The sequence below is a fragment of the Kribbella sp. NPDC049227 genome, from assembly GCF_043197265.1.
GTDB lineage: Bacteria > Actinomycetota > Actinomycetes > Propionibacteriales > Kribbellaceae > Kribbella.
The window spans coordinates 616,402-637,440 of the sequence record NZ_JBICST010000002.1; the positions used below are offsets into that span (position 1 = coordinate 616,402).

The following is a 21,039-nucleotide window of genomic DNA, read 5'->3' on the forward strand; positions in this document are numbered from 1 at the left end:
TCGAGGATTTTGGAAAAGGCTTTCCAGCTTCCTGAAGGGCACTCTATGTCTGACCGCAAGCACCGGATCGCGATCGTCGGGACCGGCGGGATCGCCCGCTCCCACGTCAGGGCCGTCACCTCCCACCCGGACCGCGCCGAGCTGGTCGCGGCCGTCGATGTCGACCTGGATCGGGCCAAGGAGTTCGCGACCACCTGGGACATCCCCGAGGTGTATCCGAGCCTGACCGAGTTGCTCGCGGTCGGGGGAGTCGACCTCGTCCACCTGTGTACGCCGCCCAACTCGCACGTGCCGCTGGCCGTGCAGAGCCTGGCGGCGGGCGTCGACGTCTTCATGGAGAAGCCGCCGACGCTGTCGCTTGACGAGCTCGACGAGTTGATCGACGCGGAGGCCAAGTCGTCCGCCCAGGTCGCCTGTGTCTTCCAGCACCGGTTCGGGTCCGGCGCGGTGCGGCTGCGGCGGCTGGCGGACGAGGGTGTCCTCGGCCGGCCGTTGGTTGCCTTGTGCAACACCGTGTGGTACCGCGACGACGCGTACTTCGCCGTACCGTGGCGCGGGACGTTCGACGTCGAGGGCGGCGGCCCGACGATGGGGCACGGGATCCACCAGTTCGATCTGCTGCTGTCGATCCTCGGGCCCTGGCAGAAGGTGACGGCTCTGGCGGCCCGGCAGGCGCGGCCGACGCAGACCGAGGACGTCTCGATGGCCTTGGTGACCTTCGAGAACGGCGCTGTCGCGTCGGTCGTGAACTCGTTGGTGTCGGCGCGGCAGACCTCGCAACTGCGCTTCGACTACGAGAACGCGACGGTCGAGCTCGAGCACCTCTACGGCTACAAGGACGAGAACTGGACCGTGACCCCGGCGCCCGGCCAGGACGCGGTCGCCACCGCCTGGTCCGCGGATGCCGTCGACGTACCGAGCGGCCACGCCGCCCAGTACGCCGCCGTCCTGGACGCACTGACTTCCGGCGCCCCGACGCCCGTCACCCTGACCGAGGCCCGCAACACCCTCGAGCTCGCGGCCGCCATCTACGCCTCGTCCTTCACCGACAAGCCGGTCCATCGCGGTGAACTGCTCCAGGGCACGCCGTATGCCAGCCGCATGGGCGGGCCGGGCGCACCCTGGAGCTCCACCACCTAGCGGAAGTCGAGTTCAGCTGGTCCTGAGGCGTTGAGGCGGATGACCTTGCCGCGGTCGACGCGAGTGGTGCCGGGGCTGGGGGTCAGGCCGCCGCCGCCCTTGATGGAGCCGGGAGCGTCGAGCAACCCGCCGCTGTGGTCGAGGACCTGGGTCTCGACCCGGACCTCTTCGCCGAGCTTCAACGCCGCCGACTTGTCCCAGGAGCGGAGGAAGACCAGTCCGTCGGCGGGCTCGGCGACGTACCACGGACCGGGCCTGCCGCGGACGACCCAGCGCTGCCGCATGCTCGCGACCCGCTCGTCGACGCTGTACCAGCCCTCTCCGGCCAGCACATCCGGCTTCGTGTCGAGGTCGACGAAGCAGAACCAGGCCTGGCCTTCGGCGGGCGCGGCGGGGTGGGTCGCGTCCGGGTGGGTGATCACGTTCTTGTTTCTGGCCGCGACCGCCGGGTCGCCTCCCACGAGGGCCTGGGTCATCTGCTTGCCGGTGCCCTCACAGCCGAAGCGCAGCCCCTCCGGATCCGCGGTGAACGCGATCGTCGTGCTCGGCTTGCCGCCGCCCCAGCTCATCACCTTCAGGCCGTGCCCGATCTCGGTCGCGGTGTTGTGATTCTCCATCTCGTCCACACAGTTCTTCGCGGCGGTGGTTCGCTCCGTGGCGGTGAGCGGGCCGAGGTTGATGTGGACGTCGGGCTGAATCGAGATCGATCGGCGGGCCGACGGTGTGGTGCTGGGCACGCTCGGTGCGGTGCTGGCAGCCGGTCCGGGTTGGGACTTGTCGTTGCCGTTCGTCGCGATCAGTACGCCGCCGGCGACGAGGGCGATGGAGGCGGCGGCGCTGACGGGGACGAGCCAGCCGGGGCGCTGCCGGGCCGGGGCGTGGCTGTCGGCGAGGACGCGTTCGAGGATTTCCTGACGGTGCGGGAGCGGCCGGTCGGCCGGGAGTTTGGTGATCATGTCAGCCTTCCTTGCTGCTCAGGTCCGTGCTCAGGTCCAGGAGGCCGGCGAGGCTGCCACGCGCTCGGGCCAGCCGGGACTTCACGGTTCCTTCCGGTACGCCGAGGACGCGTGCCGCCTCGGCCATCGAGCACTCCGACCAGATGACCAGCTCGACCACCTCGCGTTGTTTCGCGGGCAGCTTGTCGAGCAGGCGGCGGATGTCGCTCATCGCGCGTTCGTCGTCGACCTTCGCGGCCGTGACGGCCGAGTGGTCCGGCGTACTGTCGTGCTCGAGCAGCTCGATCCGGCCGCGCAGCGCGGTCTGCCGTCGCGACGAGCGCAGTACGTTGCTGCATTCGTGCCCGGCCATCACCAGCAGCAGCGGCCGCGCCGAGTCGAGGGTCAGAGGGTCGATGCGGCCCGCGCGGGCGCGCCGCCAGACCGCGGTGAAGGTCGCCTGGACGACATCCTCGGCCGCGGACCAGGACGCCGTACGGCGGAACGCGAAGTTGTAGATCGCGTCGCTGTGCCGGTGGAACAGCTCGGCGAGCGCCGGTTCGTCGGCGTCGCGCAGGCGTTCCCACAGGTCCCGGTCCAGCGTGGCCGTCTGTCCCGGACTGCTCCCCATCGCCACCCCCAGGGTCGGTGTGCTCATACCCGGGAGAGTCCGGCTGTCAGGCCTCGGTTCCCTCCAGCTGCGACGGAAGGTCGCGGCAGTGCAGCACGTCCAATCTCGACACCGCTCTGGTCAGGATGACGTAGAGCCGGTTCAGGCCGCGCGGCTCGGCCTCGATGACCTCGGCCGGCTCGACCGCGATGACGTGGTCGTACTCGAGTCCCTTGGCCAGGCTCGCCGGAACCATCGCGACCCGGCCGTCACCGTCCGGCGGGGTCGTCTCGATGCCATCCAGCCGGAGCGCATCCGCGAGCGAGTCGAGCTCCGCGTCCGCGGCGATCACCCCGATCGACCCCTCCTCCTTGAGAGCAGCCCGTACGGCGTCGACCGCGGCCGCGCGGAGATCGCCGGCCCGCGTGATCGTGAGCCGCCCGTCGGTCCGGAACGACACCGTCTGTGGTGTGTCGACGCGCAGCGACACGAGCAGGCGGTTCGCAAGCTCGACCACGGCCGCCGGGACGCGGTAGCCGGTGGTCAGCGCGATCACCTCCGCCTCGGGCTTGCCCAGGTGGCTCAGCTGATCGGTCCACGTCCGCGCGGCCCAGGGCGTCGTACCTTGCGCCAGGTCGCCGAGCACGGTGATGGAGCCGTGTTCGCTGCGGCGGGCGATCGCGCGGCACTGCATGGGGGAGAGGTCCTGCGCCTCGTCGACAATCACATGGCCGTACGTCGGCCCGCGCTGCAGCAACGTACTGACCTCGTCGAGCAGGACCGCATCGGCCGGCGTCCAGCGCGCGCTCTTCGCCTTCCGCGGGCGGGGCCAGGCGATGGCGGCTTGCTCGTCAGGGCTGAGAAGGTCCCGCGCCGCGTCCGCGAGGGGCTCGCGGTCGCTGAGGAGTTCGGCGAGGATCTCGTCCGCCTTGGCGTTCGGCCAGACGGCTTCGACCGCGGGGGTGGCGGCGCGTGCCATCCGCCGCAACCACACGCCGTTGCAGTTCTGGCCGCGGGCCTCGGCCTGGCGCTGCAGCGAGGCGACGATCCGTGCGATCACGCGCTCGCGCCCGGTCAGGTACGTCGTGGGGTCCGCGCGAGCGTCGGCCACGATCTCCTCGAAGTCGTGCCGATTTACTCGCCACTTGTAGGACCCGTCCGGCACGACCACGGCGTCCTCCGGCCGCCCGATCCGCGCGTAGACGGCGTTCCGCAGGACGACGGCCATCCGCGCGTCGTGCTTCACCGCGGCTGCGGCGGACTCGTCGGTGCTCGAGGTCCGGACACTCAGCAGGTCCTCGATCGTGGTCTGCTCGACGTCGACCTCACCGAGCGTCGGCAGCACGGCCGAGATGTAGTGCAGGAAGGCGCGGTTCGGGCCGAGCACCAGCACACCACTGCGCTGCAGCCGACTCCGGTGCGCGTAGAGCAGGTACGCCGCTCTGTGCAGACCGACCGCGGTCTTCCCGGTTCCGGGCGCGCCTTGGACGCAGACCGAGACCTCCAGGTCGGTCCGGACCACCTCGTCCTGCTCGGGCTGGATGGTCGCGACGATGTCCCGCATCGGCCCGACCCGCGCTCGCTCGATCTCCTGCCGGACCAGATCGCTACCCCCCGACGCGTCACCGGCGGCGAGGTGCTCGTCCTCGAAGCTGGTCAGGGCGTTCGCGGACCAGCCGAAGCGGCGGCGGGTCTCGATCCCGCGCGGGTCGGTGCCGGAGGCCTGATAGAAGGCGGTCGACACCGGGGCCCGCCAGTCGATCACCATCGGCGGGCGGCCGATCGCGTCGGAGATGTGCCGGCGACCGAGGTAGTACGTCTGGCCCGAGTGCTCGCCGCCGTCGGCGCCGTACCGGATCAGGCCGAAGAAGGGCGGGTTGTCGCCCTCCTCGCCGAGGTCCCGGGCGAGCGTCTTGAGGTAGAAGCCGAGGCGCTCGGCCGTGTACCGGTCGCCCCAGGTGTCCTCGCCGATCACCACGTTCTCCCGGGCGCCGGCCACCATCCGGCGCAATGCCTCCCGGCAACGGCCGGCGTACGCGCGCTCGTCGTCGAGATCCCGCATCGCCCTCCTTGAAAAACTTAACCCGGTCAATCTTTTGTCCAGGTTAACATGAGCCTGTGACCGGACTCAGGGAGCGGAAGAAGCAGCAGACGTACGACGCGTTGTCGCAGGCGGCGATCGCGTTGTTCCTCGAGCACGGCTTCGACGAGGTCTCGGTCGCGGACATCGCGGCGGCGGTCGATGTCTCCAAGCCGACGCTCTTCAAGTACTTCGCGACCAAGCAGGACCTGGTGCTGCACCGGATCGCCGATCACCAGCACGAGGCCGCTCGCGTTGTGGCGGCCGCCGCGGGGTCGCCGATCGAGGCGTTGTATCGGCACTTCCTGGCCGGGCTGGAGCTCCGCGATCCGGTCACCGGGCTGAACGACGTACCTCAGGTGCTCGCGTATCACCGGCTCGTGTTCACGACGCCGGCGCTGTCGACGCGGATGCACGAGTTCATGGACGAGGACGAGCGGGCGCTGGCGGAGGCGCTCGGGGGAGACGCGACGGCTGAGCTGACGGCTGCCCAGGTCGTGGCGGTCCAGCGGGTGCTGGCCCGGCGCAACTGGTCGGCCATCGACGGCGGCAGCTCTGCGGCGGATCGCTACCCGGCGGCGGTCGCCGAAGCCGACGCGGCCTTCGGGAGGCTGACCACTAGGGTGGTGCCGTGACTGATGTGAGTGGGCGGCGGGTGCTGGTACTGAACGGGCCGAACCTCGGGCGGCTCGGGTCGCGCGAGCCCGATGTGTACGGCGCGACGACGTTCGCCGACCTGGTGGCCGACTGCGAGAAGACCGGCGCCGAGCTCGGGCTGGACGTCGAGGTGCGGCAGACCGACGACGAGGCCGAGCTGGTCCACTGGCTGCACGAGGCGGCCGACGGCAAGATCCCGGTGGTGCTCAACCCGGCGGCCTTCACCCACTACTCCTACGCGCTGCGCGACGCCTGCTCCCAGCGCACGGCCCCCCTGATCGAGATCCACCTGACGAACCCCGCCACCCGCGAGGAGTTCCGCCACACCAGCGTCGTCGCGGGCGTGGCCACCGGCACGATCGCCGGATTCGGCGCCGATTCGTACCGCCTCGCGCTGCGCGCGATCACCTCACTCACCACCTGATCCGAACCAAAGTGCCCTTTGGGGCATCTAGGTCGTGTCTGGTAATCCCCCGCCTACTGCGCGGCACTCGGCACGGCGCCTCGCCGCACGTGAGCAAAGGCCACGATGCGCCGCATCGAGACCTTCGCTCCCGCACGCCGATGCACCGCACCGAGCACCTGCTCGCTACGGCGCGGGATTACCAGACACGACCTAGGAACTATGGGGCCGGCCGGGGGCGGTGATGCGGCCAAGAGATCAGGCTGAGATGCCGGTGAGATGTGGATGCCTCACGCTAGGGATCGGGTCGTGTGGTGGCCGTCACCAGTTCTTAAGGCTGGCTGAAGGCCAGGGGTCACGATCGGAATCGACGATGTGGGGGATTCGCGTGACCTCGGACTCGATCCGTTCCGTTCATCAACGCTCTGGGGGAGTGACAAGAATGACGACGCAACAACGTATTCCGGTCTGGGTGAAAGCGCTGGATCCGCTGTCGCAGTTCGGGCTCGTGTACGCGCTCAGGCAGCGGCCGGAGATCGCGTTGGTCAACGAGACCGACCTGGCCGCGCTGCAGAGCCAGTCGACCGGCCACCGCACCGCCCCGCCAGCGGTTGCCTTGATCGCCGTCGACTCGCTGGACGCAGCCGCGGTCCAGGTGCTCCGGTCGGCCACTCAGCGGGGGTGCCGCCGGACCGTGCTGATCGGCAGCGTGATCGACGACGACGCGCTGATGACCGCGGTCGAGTTGGGGGTGTCCGGCGTACTGCGGCGGACCGAGGCGACGGCCGACCGGGTCGTGCACCTGGTGCAGTCCGCTGCCGCGGGTGACGGCAGCCTGCCACCCGATCTGCTCGGCCGGTTGCTCGGTCAGGTGTCGCGGATGCAACGGCACGTGCTCGCACCGCGCGGACTGTCGCACACCGGGCTGTCGGACCGCGAGACGCAGGTACTGCGCCTGGTGGCCGACGGCAAGGACACCCAGGAGATCGCCCGGGAGCTGTCCTACTCCGAGCGGACGGTGAAGAACGTCCTGCACGACGTCACCAGCCGCCTGCAACTGAAGAATCGCTCGCACGCCGTCGCCTACGCCCTGCGTGAGGGCCTGATCTAGGGCGCCGGCTGTTCGCGGCCCTCGCCTGACGGCGGGGGCCGCGCCGTCTGCAGCGCTGAACCGGGCACATCTCCAGCATGGAGCCCGGCTCCGGAGTGCGCACCGAGCCGCCGGACAGCCGATCGGGCAACCCCGCTGCCCGAGCAGGTGCGCGACTACGCTGGATGCATGACAGATCAGCGCAGCGACGCGGCCCAGGCCGATGCGCTGCGTGCCGCGCTGACCCGGCATCTGGTTGCCGAAGGCACCATTCGGGACGAGCGGGTGGCGGCGGCCTTCGCCAGCGTGCCGCGGCATCTGTTCGTCCCCCAGAGCAGTCTCGACATCGCGTACGCCGACGACGTCGTACTGATGAAGCGCAACGCGGCCGGGGTGGTGATCAGCTCGGTGTCGCAGCCGAGCATCGTCGCGCTGATGCTGGAGCAGGCCGAGGTCCGGCCCGGCGATCGCGTGCTGGAGATCGGTTCCGGTGGCTACAACGCCGCGCTGCTGCGCGAACTGGCCGGGCCGAAGGGCGCCGTGACGACGGTCGACATCGACCCCGAGGTCACCGACCGGGCCCGGGTCGTGCTCGACGACGCCGGGTACGGCGATGTCCGTGTGGTCGAGGCCGACGGGGAGTTCGGTGTGCCGGAGGACGCGCCGTACGACCGGATCGTGGTGACGGTGACGGCGTGGGACATCGCGCCGGCCTGGAGCGATCAGCTCGGCGCCGGCGGCCGGATCGTCGTACCGCTGCGGCTGCGGGGGCAGACGCGGTCGATCGCGTTCGACCGGGTGGACGAGCATCTGGAGAGCCGGTCGACGACGCCCTGCGGTTTCGTTTCCATGCAGGGGGCGGGGGCGAACTACGAGCGGCTGATCTCGATCCGGGGTGACGCGGTGAGTGTGAGTTTCGACGAGGACCAGGTGCCGGAGGAGCACCCGTTCGACGGGGTCCTGGACCAGCCGCGCGAACAGGTCTGGTCAGGCGTCGTGGTCAACCGCGAGGAGCAACTGGCGGACCTCCAGCTCTGGCTGGCCAGCACACTGCCCGGGTACTGCGTTCTGTCCGCGCAGCGATCGCTCCAGGAGGAAGGCGTGGTCACGCCGTCGCCGCACTGGGGAGCGGCGGCGGTGGCAACCGGCGACAGCGTGGCGTATCTGACGGCGTGTCCGGCCAAGCGGCGGCCGGAGTCGCACATGGAACTCGGGGTGAACGGCCACGGCCCGGACGCGGACGACCTGATCGACCGGCTGATCGACCAGGTGCGGATCTGGAACCGGCGGCTTCGGCACGGTCCCGGGCCGCGCTACCGGGTCGACGCGGCCGGAGCTGAACTGCCCGCCGGCTTCCACATCGACCGGCGGCACAGCAGCGTCACCGTCAACTGGCCGGGGTAGTCCCGGGCCGCGCCGCGTTCCGGACCGTCTCCCAGAGCTCGTCGATGTCCGAACGGTCGTCGGGCTCGGGCTTGTCGACCCAGCCGCTGGCCCAGGTCTCCTCGTCGCGATCCAGGTCGAAGATCGACTCGGCGAACGCGGCCGAGCCGACGTACCGGGTGTCCTCGTCGGCCTCAGGCTCGGGGGCCGCGGTCTCGGGTGCCGGCTTGTTCTGGACTGAATTGCTCTGGGCTGGTTTGCTCTGAGGTCCCGTGGGCTGGGCGCCGGCCGGAGCGACCAGGGCGCGGGCGTACTCCTGGGCTTCGAGCAGACCCATGTCCAACTCGTCGGAGAGCAGCCGGACCGCGCCCACCTCGTGGCCCGCCATCATCAGCTCCCGCACTCGGGTGTCCACATCCTGCCGGGGAGCCTTCTGACGCTGCTGTTGCGGCTGGAACTGGATCTGCGGGTACGGAGCCGGCGGCTGGTACTGCGGCTGGTACTGGGGCGGCTGCGCGGGCTGCGCGTACTGGGCGTACTTCGGCCCGAGCTCGAGCGGCGGGCCGCCGTTCTTCTGCACCTCGGCCTGGATCCGGTTGATCACCGCCTGGACGCGAGCGTTCGGCGTACCGCTTCCCTTGCTCTGCTGCTTGGCCTTGGCGACCAGGCTGACGATGATCATGATCACGACGAAGATCGCGAACTCCACGGCTGACCTCCTGTCCCGGTGTCCCGAGGTCAAGCCTACGGGCCACAAAGGGCCGTCGGCCGCCACGAATCGGAGGATGCGGGGTGTGACCGCTACAATCCGGTGCTAGAGCGCGTCCGGGAACTCAGCGCCTACTGCGCGGCACTCGGCGGGCACCTCGGCGCGCTGGAGGGAAGGCCACGATGGAACCACATCGAGGCCTCCCCTCCAGCGCACCGATGCACTCCGCCGAGCACCTGCTCGCGACGGCGCTGAGTCCCCGGACGCACTCTGACCGCTGATCGATTTCGAAGGGCATACCCGCGTGGCAACGACGAACGACCTCAAGAACGGCATGGTGCTCGACCTGGACGGGCAGCTGTGGTCCGTGGTCTGGTTCCAGCACCACAAGCCGGGCAAGGGCGGCGCCGTGGTCCGGACGAAGCTGAAGAACGTGCTGTCCGGCAAGGTGGTCGACAAGACCTTCAACGCCGACGTCAAGGTCGAGGTGGCCACGGTCGACAAGCGCGACATGACCTACCTGTACAACGACGGCTCGGCGTACGTCTTCATGGACAAGTCCACCTACGACCAGCTGCAGATCCAGCCCGAGGTGGTCGGCGACGCCTCCCACTTCCTGCTGGAGAACCAGGACGCGATCGTGGCGGTGCACGAGGACCTGCCGCTGTACGTCGAGCTCCCGGCCTCGGTCGAGCTCACGGTCGAGTACACCGAGCCGGGTCTGCAGGGCGACCGCTCCAGCGGTGGCACCAAGCCGGCCAAGCTGGAGACCGGCTACGACATCCAGGTCCCGCTGTTCCTGACCACGGGCGAGAAGGTCAAGGTCGACACCCGCACCGGGGACTACCTCGGCCGCGTCACCTCCTGACGTTCGAGAGAGCTGACAACAGAACATGTCTGCCCGTAGCAAGGCCCGTAAACGCGCACTCGACGTGCTGTTCGAGTCCGAGGTCAGGGGACTGCCGGTCGGCGGCACCCTGGCCGACCGGGTGGCGGACAACGACCCGCCGGTGAACGAGTTCACCGTGGCGCTGGTCGAGGGTGTCGCGAAGCACATCGACGTGATCGACGACCTGCTGCAGACGCACTCGGTGGGCTGGTCCCTGGACCGGATGCCCGCGGTCGACCGCAACATCCTGCGGATCGGGACCTACGAGCTGCTGTTCGACGACCAGGTGCCGGATGTGGTCGCGGTCAGCGAAGCGGTCGCGATGGCGCGCGACCTGTCGACGGACGAGTCGCCGGCGTTCGTGAACGGCCTGCTGGCCCGACTGCTGCAGTTGAAGCCCACCCTGGGCGTCTGAGGAACGAGGGGGGCGAGCCCTCCCGGGAAATCGGGCCCGGTGACCGTCTCGGTACGGTCCCGGGCCGGCTTGTCGTCCCCGTGGTGTGGCGCGGGGGGAACGGCCCCGGCCTGGTGCGGCGGGTGAGGTGGTACCCGCCACTGGTCCCGCATCTTTCGGTACTGCGTATTCGGTACTGCGTTCCTGCTTGTTCTGGTCAAGCCCGGCCCCGGAAGGGAGCGGGCGGGCGGCCGCGGGCCAGCTGCTACGAGCCCCGACCGTCTCTCACGCCTCGCTTCAGGCGCCGGCTGCCTCGGTCTCCTCGACGTCGCCCTTCGCCTCCGGGTTCAGTACTCCCCAGGAGATGAAGCGCTCGGTCAGAGTCGTCGGCGACTCGTCGTAGATCACGGCGAGCGTGCGCATGTCGTCCTGACGGATCGACAGCACCTTGCCGTTGTAGTCCCCGCGCTGAGCCTGGATCGTGGCCGCGTACCGCGTCAGCGGACCGGCCTCACTCGCGTCGAGGTGTTGCAGAGCCTCCAGGTCGAGGATCAACCGGGGCGGAGCGGCAGCCGCAGCGGCCGCGCTGGCGGAACCAGGCAGCAGTTCACGGATCGGCACGCCGTAGAAATCGGCGAGCTCCGCGAGCTTCTGGACCGTGACGGCCCGATCGCCGCGCTCGTACGAGCCGACGACGACCGCCTTCCAGCGACCCTTGGACTTCTCTTCCACGCCATGCAGCGACAGTCCTTGCTGCTGGCGGATGGCACGTAGCTTGCCACCCAGTGTCTTCGCGTATTCGCTAGGCACGCTGGTTCTTCCCTCCGACTAGTTTCGTCTAGTCCGGCCCGCCGGAACGGGCCGGTCGGTGAAACCCCCCTCGATTACACAGAGTAACAATATTCCGGGCCAGAGGCCAGCGTCAAGACGGCGTGTCACATCCGATACCATGTCAAGCGGTCCGAACGTCCTTTAAAGACCCGTCCAGAGAGGCGGGAAAGGAGGAACGGTAGCGATGAGCCCTGCCCACAGCGCAGAGTCCCCAGACGTCGCGGCCGCGCCGAAACCGGCGCCCCGCACGGTCCTGGACGCTTCCGACATTTCCCGGGCATTGACCCGGATCGCGCACGAGATCCTCGAGCGCAACCGCGGTGCCGACCCGGTCGTCCTACTCGGCATCCCCACCCGAGGCGTCGGTCTGGCCCGGCGTGTCTCCGACCGGATCGCGGCGGTCGAGGGGCAGAGCGTACCGACAGGGTCACTCGATGTGACCATGTACCGCGACGACATCCGGCTCAAACCACCCCGTGGCCTGGAGCACACCGACATCCCGCCCGGCGGCATCGACGGCAAGGTGGTGGTGCTGGTCGACGACGTGCTGTTCTCCGGCCGCACCATCCGGGCCGCGCTGGACGCGATCGGCGACATCGGCCGGCCGCGCGCGGTCCAGCTCGCGGTCCTGGTCGACCGCGGCCACCGCGAACTGCCGATCCGCGCCGACTACGTGGGCAAGAACCTGCCGACCTCCCTGGTCGAGCGCGTCACCGTCCACCTCACCGAGTACGACGGAGCCGACGCGGTACTGATCGCGGACAAGACCGGAACGGGGGCGAAGGCATGATGCGGCATCTGCTGAGTGCGGGGGATCTGAGCCGGGACGAGGCGAACCTGATCCTGGACACCGCCGAGGAGATGCGGTCGCTGGCCGACCGCCCGATCAAGAAGCTGCCCGCGCTGCGCGGCCGGACCGTGGTGAACCTGTTCTTCGAGGACTCCACCCGGACCCGGATCTCGTTCGAGGCGGCGGCCAAGCGGCTGTCCGCCGACGTGATCAACTTCTCCGCCAAGGGCTCCAGCGTGAGCAAGGGCGAGAGCCTGAAGGACACCGCGCTCACCCTGCAGGCGATGGGCGCCGACGGGGTGGTCTGCCGGCACGGCTCGTCCGGCGCGCCGCACCTGCTCGCCACCTCGGGCTGGATGACCGGCTCGGTGGTCAACGCGGGCGACGGCACCCATGAGCACCCGACCCAGGCGCTGCTCGACGCGTTCACGATGCGCCGTCACCTCGGCTCGCTGGAGGGTCGCCGGATCACGATCGTCGGCGACGTACTGCACTCCCGCGTCGCCCGGTCCAACGTGCTGCTGCTGTCCACGCTCGGCGCCGACGTCACCGTGGTCGCGCCACCGACACTGCTGCCCGTCGACATGACGAGCTGGCCGTGTGTCACGTCGTACGACCTGGATGCGGCGCTGCCGAAGAGTGACGCGGTGATGATGCTGCGGGTCCAGCGGGAGCGGATGAACGACGCGTTCTTCCCGAGCGCCCGGGAGTACACCCGCCGCTACGGGCTCGACGTGCACCGGATGGCGCAGTTGCCGGACGAGGCGATCGTGCTGCACCCCGGCCCGATGAACCGCGGCATGGAGATCAGCGCCGACGTCGCGGACTCGACCCGCTCGGTCATCGTCGAGCAGGTCACCAACGGAGTGGCCATCCGGATGGCCGTCCTGTATCTGCTGCTGTCCGGCAGCAACGAGACCACCACTGAGGAGCAGACCGCATGACCGCGTACCTGATCACCGGAGCCAACATCCTGGGCGGTGAGGTGGCGGACCTGCTGATCGACAACGGCGAGATCGTTGCTGTCGGCACCAACCTGGACGCGCCGGAGGGTGCCGAGACGATCGACGCCAACGGCATGATCGCGCTGCCCGGGCTGGTCGACCTGCACACGCACCTGCGCGAGCCCGGCCGCGAGGACGCCGAAACCGTCCTCACCGGCACCCGCGCCGCCGCGCTGGGCGGGTTCACCGCGGTGTTCGCGATGGCGAACACCGACCCGGTCGCCGACACAGCAGGCGTCGTCGAGCAGGTCTGGCGCCTCGGCCGCGAGGGCGGGTACGCCGATGTGTTCCCGATCGGCGCGGTCACGGTCGGCCGGCAGGGGGCGCAGCTCGCGGAACTCGGCGCGATGGCGGACTCGGCGGCGCGCGTGCGGGTGTTCTCCGACGACGGCGACTGTGTCTGGGACGCCGCGCTGATGCGCCGGGCGCTGGAGTACGTGAAGGCGTTCGGCGGCGTGATCGCCCAGCATGCGCAGGAGCCGCGGCTCACCCAGGGCGCGCAGATGAACGAGGGAGCGCTCTCCGGCGTCCTCGGCCTGACCGGCTGGCCGAGTGTCGCGGAGGAGGCGATCATCGCCCGCGACATCCTGCTGAACGCGCACGTCGGTTCGAAGCTGCACATCTGCCACCTGTCCACCAAGGGTTCGGTGGAGATCGTCCGGGCGGCGAAGCGGCGCGGCCTCGACGTCACGGCCGAGGTCACCCCGCACCACTTGCTGCTGACCGAGGACCTGGCCGCCTCCTACAACCCGGTCTACAAGGTGAACCCGCCGCTGCGGACCAAGCAGGACGTCGAGGCGGTCCGCGAGGGCCTGGCCGACGGGACGATCGACATCGTCGCCACCGACCACGCGCCGCACCCGGTCGAGGACAAGGACTGTGAATGGAGCGCGGCGTCGCCCGGCATGATCGGTCTGGAGACCGCGATCAGTGTGGTCCAGCACGCGATGGTCGACACCAAGCTGCTGACCTGGGCCGAGGTGGCCGACCGGATGAGCTACCGCCCGGCCGAGATCGGCCAGATCGGTGACCACGGCCGTCCGCTCGAGGCCGGTGCCCCGGCGAACGTCGTACTGATCGATCCGGCGGTCGAGCGGACCGTCGTACCGGCGGAGTCGGCGTCGCTGTCGCGGAACACGCCGTTCGAGGGGATGACCCTTCCGGGCCGGGTGGTGGCCACGTTCCTGCGCGGTACGCCGACCGTCCTGGACGGAAAGCCGGCCCGGTGAAGGCCTTCCTGGGCATCCTCGGCACGCTGCTGGTGCTCGCGCTGGCGTACTACGGCATGCTCCGGGGCTGGCGGAACCGCCAGGCCCGGCAGGCCGAGCTGGCACCGCTGCCCGCGGTGCCCGAGAACGACAAGACCAAGGGCGTGGAGGGCATCTACGTCGCCACCACCTCGGCCGGCGACTGGATGGACCGGATCGCCGTGCACGAACTGGGCGTCCGCAGTACCGCGGACCTGGCCGTCAGTGAGGCCGGCCTGATCTTCCACCGGCAGGGCGCGGCGGATGTGTTCATCCCCGCGGACCACCTGACCGCCGTCCGGACCGACCGTGGCATCGCCGGCAAGGTGACCGCGGAGAAGTCCGGCCTGGTGGTGGTCACCTGGAACCACGACGGTCGCGAGCTCGACACCGGCTTCCGTCCCCGCCGCAAGGCTGACACCGCCCCGCTGACCGAAACCATCGCGACCCTGATCGGAGTCGAGCAAAGATGAGCCAGCCTGCCCACAATCCAGCACTGCTGGTCCTGGAGGACGGCCGGTCATTCACCGGTACGTCGTACGGGGCGACCGGCGAGACGTTCGGCGAGGCGGTGTTCACCACCGGGATGACCGGCTACCAGGAGACGCTGACCGACCCGTCGTACCACCGCCAGATCGTCACCCAGACCGCACCGCACATCGGCAACACCGGGGTGAACGACGAAGACGACGAGTCGCAGCGGATCTGGGTCGCCGGGTACGTCGTGCGCGACCCGGCCAGGGTGCCGTCGAACTGGCGGGCCACGCGCTCGCTGGACGACCAGCTCAAGGGCCAGGGCATCGTCGGGATCTCCGGCATCGATACCCGGGCGCTGACCCGGCACCTGCGCGAGCGCGGCGCGATGCGGGCCGGGATCTCCACCGAGATCCTCGACCCGGACGCGCTGATGGCGAAGGTCCTCCAGCAGCCACCGATGGTCGGTGCCGACCTTGCCTCCGAGGTCACCACGTTCGAGCCCTACGTGATCCCGGCCGAGGGCGAGAAGCGGTTCACCGTGGTCGCGCTCGACCTCGGGATCAAGTCGATGACGCCGAAGCGGATGGCCCAGCGCGGCATCGAGGTGCACGTCCTGCCGGCCACCGCGACGCTGGCCGACGTGCTGGCGGTGAACCCGGACGGCGTCTTCATGAGCAACGGCCCGGGCGACCCGGAGACCACCGAGCACCCGACGGACCTGCTCAAGGCCCTGCTGCAGCGGGGCAAGCCGTACTTCGGGATCTGTTTCGGCAACCAGGTGTTCGGCCGGGCGCTCGGGCTGGGCACGTTCAAGCTCAAGTACGGGCACCGCGGGATCAACCAGCCGGTGCTGGACCGGGCGACCGGCAAGGTCGAGATCACCGCGCAGAACCACGGCTTCGCCGTCGACGCGCCGATCGGGGAGACGGTCGAGACGCCGTACGGAACGGCCGAGGTGTCGCATGTGTCCCTGAACGACAACGTGGTCGAAGGGCTGAAGCTCACCGGGAAGGACGGCCGGGTGCTGGCGTTCTCGGTGCAGTACCACCCGGAGGCGGCGGCCGGTCCGCACGACTCGGCGTACCTGTTCGATCGATTTGTCGAGCTGATGGCTGTTCATTCAGAGAATTCAGAGGGGCGGGCCTGATGCCGCGGCGTACAGACATCGAGTCGGTCCTGGTGATCGGCTCGGGCCCGATCGTGATCGGTCAGGCCTGCGAGTTCGACTACTCCGGCACCCAGGCCTGCCGGGTGCTGCGCGAGGAGGGGTTCCGGGTCGTCCTGGTCAACTCCAACCCGGCCACGATCATGACGGACCCGGAGTTCGCCGACGCCACCTACGTCGAGCCGATCACCCCGGAGTACGTCGAGAAGGTGATCGAGAAGGAGCGTCCGAACGCGCTGCTCGCGACGCTCGGCGGCCAGACCGCGCTGAACGCGGCGATCGCCCTGCACGACAACGGCGTCCTGGACAAGTACGGCGTCGAGCTGATCGGCGCGTCGGTCGACGCGATCCAGCGCGGCGAGAACCGCGAGTCGTTCAAGCACATCGTCGAGAAGCTCGGCGCGGAGGTCGCGCGGTCGCGGATCTGCCACACGCTGGACGACGTGTTCGGTGCGGCGGCCGAGCTCGGCTACCCGCTGGTGGTGCGGCCGTCGTTCACGATGGGCGGCGTCGGCTCCGGGATGGCGTACGACGAGGCGGACCTGCGCCGGATCGCGGGCGCCGGGTTGCAGGCCAGCCCGACCACCGAGGTGCTGATCGAGGAGTCGATCCTGGGCTGGAAGGAGTACGAGCTGGAGGTGATGCGCGACAAGGCCGACAACGTCGTGATCATCTGCTCGATCGAGAACGTCGACCCGATGGGCGTGCACACCGGCGACTCGGTCACGGTCGCGCCGGCGATGACGCTGACCGACCGCGAGTACCAGGTGATGCGGGATCTTGCCATCGGCATCATCCGCGAGGTCGGCGTCGACACCGGCGGCTGCAACATCCAGTTCGCGGTGAATCCGGCCGACGGCCGGCTGATCGTGATCGAGATGAACCCGCGGGTGTCCCGCTCGTCCGCGCTGGCCTCCAAGGCGACCGGCTTCCCGATCGCCAAGATCGCCGCCAAGGTGGCGATCGGCTACACCCTGGACGAGATCCCGAACGACATCACCCGGCAGACGCCGGCCAGCTTCGAGCCGACGCTGGACTACGTGGTGGTGAAGGTGCCGCGGTTCGCGTTCGAGAAGTTCCCGGCCGCGGACGCCACGCTGACCACGCACATGAAGAGCGTCGGCGAGGCGATGGCGATCGGCCGCAACTACACCGAGGCACTGCAGAAGGCGCTGCGCTCGCTGGAGAAGCCGGAGGCCCGGTTCTCCTGGGCCGGCTCGCCCGCGACCGACCTCGAACCGTTGCTGGAGGCCATCAAGACGCCGCACGACGGCCGGCTGCGGACCATCATGGACGCGATCCGGGCCGGGGCGACGCCGGAGCAGATCTTCGACGCGACGATGATCGACCCCTGGTTCGTGGACCAGCTCTACCTGATCCACGAGATCGCCCTGCAGACCGCGGCCGCGCCGCGGCTCACGCCGGAGGTGCTGCGACTGGCGAAGCGGCACGGGTTCTCGGACCTGCAGCTGGCCGAGATCCGCGGGCTGACCGAGGACGTCGTCCGCGGGGTCCGGCAGGCGCTCGGGATCCGGCCGGTCTACAAGACGGTCGACACCTGTGCGGCCGAGTTCAAGGCCGAGACGCCGTACCACTACTCGTCGTACGACGAGGAGACCGAGGTCGCGCCGCGGACCGAGCCGGCTGTGCTGATCCTCGGGTCGGGGCCGAACCGGATCGGGCAGGGGATCGAGTTCGACTACTCCTGTGTGCACGCGTCGATGGCGCTGCGCGACGCGGGCTACTGCACGGTGATGGTGAACTGCAACCCGGAGACCGTCTCGACCGACTACGACACCTCGGACCGGCTCTACTTCGAGCCGCTCACCTGCGAGGACGTGCTCGAGATCGTGTACGCCGAGATGCAGGCCGGACCGGTCGCCGGGGTGATCGTGCAGCTCGGCGGGCAGACGCCACTGGGTCTGGCCCAGCGGCTCGCGGACGCCGGCGTACCGATCGTGGGTACGTCGCCGGAGGCGATCCACCTGGCCGAGGAGCGGGGCGCGTTCGGGAAGGTGCTCGCGGACGCGGCGCTGCCGGCGCCGAAGCACGGTACGGCAATGTCGGCCGACGAGGCGCGTGAGGTCGCCGAGGAGATCGGGTTCCCGGTGCTGGTGCGGCCGTCGTACGTGCTGGGCGGCCGCGGGATGGAGATCGTCTACAGCGAGGCCGAACTGACCGCGGCGCTGGGACGGCTGAGCGGTGGGACAGGATCGTGGGAGCATCCGGTGCTGATCGACCGGTTCCTCGACGACGCGGTCGAGATCGACGTGGACGGGCTGTTCGACGGCGAGGAGTTGTTCCTCGGTGGCGTGATGGAGCACATCGAGGAGGCCGGGGTGCACTCCGGTGACTCGTCCTGCGCGCTGCCGCCGATCACGCTCGGGAACGCGGACATCGAGAAGATCCGCCAGTCGACCGAGGCGATCGCGCGCGGTGTCGGCGTACGGGGTCTGTTGAACGTGCAGTACGCGCTCGCCGGTGACGTGCTGTACGTGCTGGAGGCGAACCCGCGGGCGTCCCGGACGGTGCCGTTCGTGTCGAAGGCGACCGCGACGCCGCTGGCCAAGGCGGCGGCCCGGGTGATGCTCGGTGCCACGATCGCGTCGCTGCGCGACGAGGGCATGCTGCCGGTCGAGGGCGACGGCGGGACGCTGCCGACGTCCACGCCGATCGCGGTGAAGGAAGCCGTGATGCCGTTCAACCGGTTCCGGACCGTCGACGGCCGGTCGGTGGACACCGTGCTCGGGCCGGAGATGCGCTCGACCGGTGAGGTGATGGGGATCGACGACACGTTCGGTACGGCGTTCGCCAAGTCGCAGGCAGGCGCGTCGCAGCCCCTGCCCGGTAGCGGCAAGGTGTTCGTGTCGGTGGCGAACCGGGACAAGCGGCACATGATCTTCCCGGTGAAGCGGCTGGCCGATCTCGGCTTCGAGATCTATGCCACCGACGGGACGGCCGACGTACTGCGCCGCAACGGGGTCGAGGCGATCACGGTCCGCAAGAACAGCCAGGGTCCGGGCCCGAACGGCGAGCCGACCATCGTCCAGATGGTCCACGACGGCGAACTCGACCTGATCGTCAACACCCCGATCGGGATCACCCAGGGCGGTTCGCCCCGGCTGGACGGCTACGAGATCCGCAGTGCCGCGGTGGCCCGGAACATCCCGTGCATCACCACGGTGCAGGGGCTGGCGGCCGCGGTGCAGGGGATCGAGGCGCAGCAGTCCGGTGACATCGGCGTACGGTCGCTGCAGGACTGGGTGCCGAGGATCCGCGGTGTATAGGCGCGTCGTCCGGCCGGTCCTGTACCGGCTGGGGAAGGGCGACGCCGAGGTCGCGCACGAGCAGACGCTCAACGCCCTGCGACGGCTGGGCCGCGTTCCGGGTGCCGTCCGCTTGATGTCGCGTTTCCAGACCGGCCCGGAGCGGACGGTCTTCGGCGTGCGCTTCCCGGGGGCCGTCGGCCTGGCGGCGGGCATGGACAAGAACGGGGTCGCGCTGCCGGCCTGGCGGGCGCTCGGGTTCGCGTTCGTCGAGGTCGGCACCGTCACCGCGCACCCGCAGCCGGGGAACGAGAAGCCGCGGCTGTTCCGGCTGGTGGAGCACGAGGCCGTGATCAACCGGATGGGGTTCAACAACCTGGGCTCCGAGGCGCTCGCTGCCCGGCTGGCGGCGTACGGACCGCTCGGCTATCCGCTCGGCGTCTCGATCGGGAAGTCGAAGGTGACCCCGCTCGAGGACGCGGTCGAGGACTACGTGACGTCGCTGCGGCGGCTCTACCGGTACGGCGACTACTTCGCGGTCAACGTGTCGTCGCCGAACACGCCGGGGCTGCGCTCCCTGCAGGATGCCGGGCACCTCCGCGAGCTGCTGACGGCGCTGCGGGCCGAGGCGTCGTCGTTGAGCGTCGGCGGTCTGGACGGGAAGCCGATCCTGGTGAAGATCGCGCCCGACCTGACCTCGTCTGCGATCGACGAACTGCTGCAGGTCTGCACCGAGGCCGGCATCGCCGGGATCATCGCCACCAACACCACGATCGGCCGGCCCGGGGTGGAGTCGCACCCACTGGCGTCCGAGACGGGCGGCCTGTCCGGGCGGCCGCTGACCGAGATCGCGGCCAAGACGGTCGCCCACATCCATGCGGAGACCGGGGGAGCCCTGCCGATCATCGGTGTCGGCGGCATTCTCGACTCCGCCGACGCGGCCCGGCTGTTCGACGCCGGCGCCAGTCTCGTCCAGATCTACACCGGGCTGATCTACCGCGGCCCCGGCCTTGTCCGCCAGATCAATCGGGGAGTGAGATGAGCAACCAACCCTTCGGCGCCCGGCTCCGGGCCGCCATGGACACCCGCGGTCCGCTGTGCGTGGGCATCGACCCGCACGCGCATCTGCTGGCCGCCTGGGACCTGCCCGACGACCCGCACGGCCTCGCGTCGTTCACGTACGGCGTCGTGGACGCGCTGGCGGACCGGGTCGCGGTGTTCAAGCCGCAGTCGGCGTTCTTCGAGCGGTTCGGGTCGGAGGGGATCGCCGTACTCGAGGAAGCGACGATCCGGCTGCGGGAAGCCGGTGCGCTGGTGATCATCGACGCCAAGCGCGGTGACATCGGCTCGACCATGGACGGGTACGCGGCGGCGTACCTGGCGGAGAAGGCGCCGCTCGCGTGCGACGCATTGACGGTCAGCCCGTACCTCGGGTTCGGGTCGCTGCAGCCGGCCATCGACGTGGCCCGGGAGTCCGGCGCCGGTCTGTTCGTGCTCGTGTTGACGTCGAACCCGGAGGGACCGCAGTTCCAGTCGGCCCGGACCGCGGACGGTCCGACGGTGGCGGGCGCCGTACTGGACGGGCTGCGGTCGCTGAACGCCGGCGCTGACGGGCTGGGGTCGTTCGGTGCGGTCGTTGGCGCGACCATCAAGCCGACCGAGGAGGTCCTCGACATCAACGGTCCGCTGCTGGCGCCCGGGCTCGGCGCCCAGGGCGGCACGGCCGAGGGCTTGGCGGCCGTCTTCGGATCGGCGGTGCGCAACGTCGTACCGGCCAGCTCCCGCGAGATCCTCGGTGCCGGCCCGTCGGCCTCCGGTTTGCAGGATGCCGCGAACCGGGCCAACGATGCCTTCCGGACGGTGCTGGGGTACTGACAAAGGCCGGTCTGCTCCGGTAGAATTTGATTTACCAAATGGCGCGACGAGTTTCGCGCCATTTGGTGTTTTTTCTTGAATTCCCTGGCGCCGG

At 69.7% G+C, this 21,039-nt stretch carries 20 protein-coding genes; 15 read left to right on the plus strand and 5 right to left on the minus strand.

Annotation, left to right across the window (positions count from 1 at the left end):
- The first annotated feature begins 45 nt into the window (after window positions 1–45).
- Complete coding sequence (locus ACGFH6_RS09775) at window positions 46–1,140, plus strand: Gfo/Idh/MocA family protein (protein WP_393382100.1); 1,095 nt, start codon at window positions 46–48, stop codon at window positions 1,138–1,140.
- Here the strand turns inward: ACGFH6_RS09775 and ACGFH6_RS09780 are convergent.
- The 3 genes from ACGFH6_RS09780 to ACGFH6_RS09790 are packed head-to-tail and all read right to left on the minus strand — an operon-like array spanning window position 1,137 to window position 4,747.
- Entirely contained in the window at window positions 1,137–2,096 is a 960-nt protein-coding gene (locus ACGFH6_RS09780; RefSeq protein WP_393382101.1) for a hypothetical protein, read from the minus strand. The two genes, ACGFH6_RS09775 and ACGFH6_RS09780, sit on opposite strands and share 4 nt — an antisense overlap.
- A 1-nt stretch (window position 2,097) precedes the next feature.
- Window positions 2,098–2,733, minus strand: a complete 636-nt coding sequence (locus ACGFH6_RS09785; protein WP_393382103.1) for an RNA polymerase sigma factor — start codon at window positions 2,731–2,733, stop codon at window positions 2,098–2,100.
- A gap of 19 nt (window positions 2,734–2,752) precedes the next feature.
- A complete protein-coding gene (locus ACGFH6_RS09790) occupies window positions 2,753–4,747 on the minus strand; it encodes a HelD family protein (RefSeq protein ID WP_393382105.1) in 1,995 nt (664 codons plus the stop codon).
- Window positions 4,748–4,803: 56 nt separating this feature from the next.
- Between ACGFH6_RS09790 and ACGFH6_RS09795 the strand changes: the two genes are divergently transcribed.
- From ACGFH6_RS09795 to fxlM, 4 genes are all read left to right on the plus strand, one after another.
- Window positions 4,804–5,400 (plus strand): TetR/AcrR family transcriptional regulator, encoded by a 597-nt coding sequence (locus ACGFH6_RS09795; protein WP_393382107.1) that lies wholly within the window; start codon window positions 4,804–4,806, stop codon window positions 5,398–5,400.
- A gap of 5 nt (window positions 5,401–5,405) precedes the next feature.
- Window positions 5,406–5,846 carry a type II 3-dehydroquinate dehydratase gene (gene aroQ, locus ACGFH6_RS09800; protein WP_393383020.1) on the plus strand — a complete coding sequence of 147 codons (441 nt, stop codon included), beginning with the start codon at window positions 5,406–5,408 and terminating at the stop codon, window positions 5,844–5,846.
- Window positions 5,847–6,267: 421 nt separating this feature from the next.
- Window positions 6,268–6,936 (plus strand): LuxR C-terminal-related transcriptional regulator, encoded by a 669-nt coding sequence (locus ACGFH6_RS09805; protein WP_393382109.1) that lies wholly within the window; start codon window positions 6,268–6,270, stop codon window positions 6,934–6,936.
- Window positions 6,937–7,104: 168 nt separating this feature from the next.
- Window positions 7,105–8,319: a methyltransferase, FxLD system gene (fxlM, locus tag ACGFH6_RS09810; protein WP_393382110.1), complete on the plus strand. Its 1,215-nt coding sequence runs from the start codon at window positions 7,105–7,107 to the stop codon at window positions 8,317–8,319.
- Here fxlM and ACGFH6_RS09815 read toward each other — a convergent pair.
- On the minus strand, window positions 8,303–9,007 hold the full coding sequence (locus ACGFH6_RS09815; protein WP_393382112.1) for a hypothetical protein: 705 nt from the start codon (window positions 9,005–9,007) through the stop codon (window positions 8,303–8,305). The two genes, fxlM and ACGFH6_RS09815, sit on opposite strands and share 17 nt — an antisense overlap.
- A 304-nt stretch (window positions 9,008–9,311) precedes the next feature.
- Here ACGFH6_RS09815 and efp point away from each other — a divergent pair, with 304 nt between their 5' ends.
- Window positions 9,312–9,875, plus strand: a complete 564-nt coding sequence (gene efp, locus ACGFH6_RS09820) for an elongation factor P (RefSeq protein ID WP_360443825.1) — start codon at window positions 9,312–9,314, stop codon at window positions 9,873–9,875.
- 25 nt (window positions 9,876–9,900) lie between these two features.
- Window positions 9,901–10,311, plus strand: coding sequence for a transcription antitermination factor NusB (gene nusB, locus ACGFH6_RS09825; RefSeq protein WP_131514879.1), 411 nt, complete (start codon window positions 9,901–9,903; stop codon window positions 10,309–10,311).
- A 276-nt stretch (window positions 10,312–10,587) separates the two neighbouring features.
- Here the strand turns inward: nusB and ACGFH6_RS09830 are convergent, their stop codons facing one another.
- Complete coding sequence (locus ACGFH6_RS09830; RefSeq protein WP_360530429.1) at window positions 10,588–11,100, minus strand: transcriptional regulator; 513 nt, start codon at window positions 11,098–11,100, stop codon at window positions 10,588–10,590.
- A 205-nt stretch (window positions 11,101–11,305) separates the two neighbouring features.
- Between ACGFH6_RS09830 and pyrR the strand changes: the two genes are divergently transcribed.
- From pyrR to pyrF, 8 genes are read left to right on the plus strand one after another with little or no spacing between them, the layout of a single operon-like run.
- On the plus strand, window positions 11,306–11,911 hold the full coding sequence (gene pyrR / locus ACGFH6_RS09835) for a bifunctional pyr operon transcriptional regulator/uracil phosphoribosyltransferase PyrR (protein WP_131514880.1): 606 nt from the start codon (window positions 11,306–11,308) through the stop codon (window positions 11,909–11,911).
- Entirely contained in the window at window positions 11,911–12,855 is a 945-nt protein-coding gene (locus tag ACGFH6_RS09840) for an aspartate carbamoyltransferase catalytic subunit (RefSeq protein ID WP_393383022.1), read from the plus strand. The genes pyrR and ACGFH6_RS09840 overlap by 1 nt, the downstream gene beginning before the upstream one ends.
- On the plus strand, window positions 12,852–14,144 hold the full coding sequence (locus ACGFH6_RS09845; protein ID WP_393382114.1) for a dihydroorotase: 1,293 nt from the start codon (window positions 12,852–12,854) through the stop codon (window positions 14,142–14,144). The genes ACGFH6_RS09840 and ACGFH6_RS09845 overlap by 4 nt, the downstream gene beginning before the upstream one ends.
- Window positions 14,141–14,635 (plus strand): hypothetical protein, encoded by a 495-nt coding sequence (locus ACGFH6_RS09850; RefSeq protein WP_393382116.1) that lies wholly within the window; start codon window positions 14,141–14,143, stop codon window positions 14,633–14,635. The genes ACGFH6_RS09845 and ACGFH6_RS09850 overlap by 4 nt, the downstream gene beginning before the upstream one ends.
- Window positions 14,632–15,786 (plus strand): glutamine-hydrolyzing carbamoyl-phosphate synthase small subunit, encoded by a 1,155-nt coding sequence (carA, locus tag ACGFH6_RS09855; protein WP_393382118.1) that lies wholly within the window; start codon window positions 14,632–14,634, stop codon window positions 15,784–15,786. Before ACGFH6_RS09850 ends, carA begins: the two co-directional genes overlap by 4 nt.
- Window positions 15,786–19,091, plus strand: coding sequence for a carbamoyl-phosphate synthase large subunit (carB, locus tag ACGFH6_RS09860; protein WP_393382119.1), 3,306 nt, complete (start codon window positions 15,786–15,788; stop codon window positions 19,089–19,091). Before carA ends, carB begins: the two co-directional genes overlap by 1 nt.
- On the plus strand, window positions 19,084–20,112 hold the full coding sequence (locus ACGFH6_RS09865) for a quinone-dependent dihydroorotate dehydrogenase (RefSeq protein WP_393382121.1): 1,029 nt from the start codon (window positions 19,084–19,086) through the stop codon (window positions 20,110–20,112). Before carB ends, ACGFH6_RS09865 begins: the two co-directional genes overlap by 8 nt.
- Complete coding sequence (gene pyrF, locus ACGFH6_RS09870; RefSeq protein WP_393382123.1) at window positions 20,109–20,945, plus strand: orotidine-5'-phosphate decarboxylase; 837 nt, start codon at window positions 20,109–20,111, stop codon at window positions 20,943–20,945. Before ACGFH6_RS09865 ends, pyrF begins: the two co-directional genes overlap by 4 nt.
- Window positions 20,946–21,039: the final 94 nt, after the last annotated feature.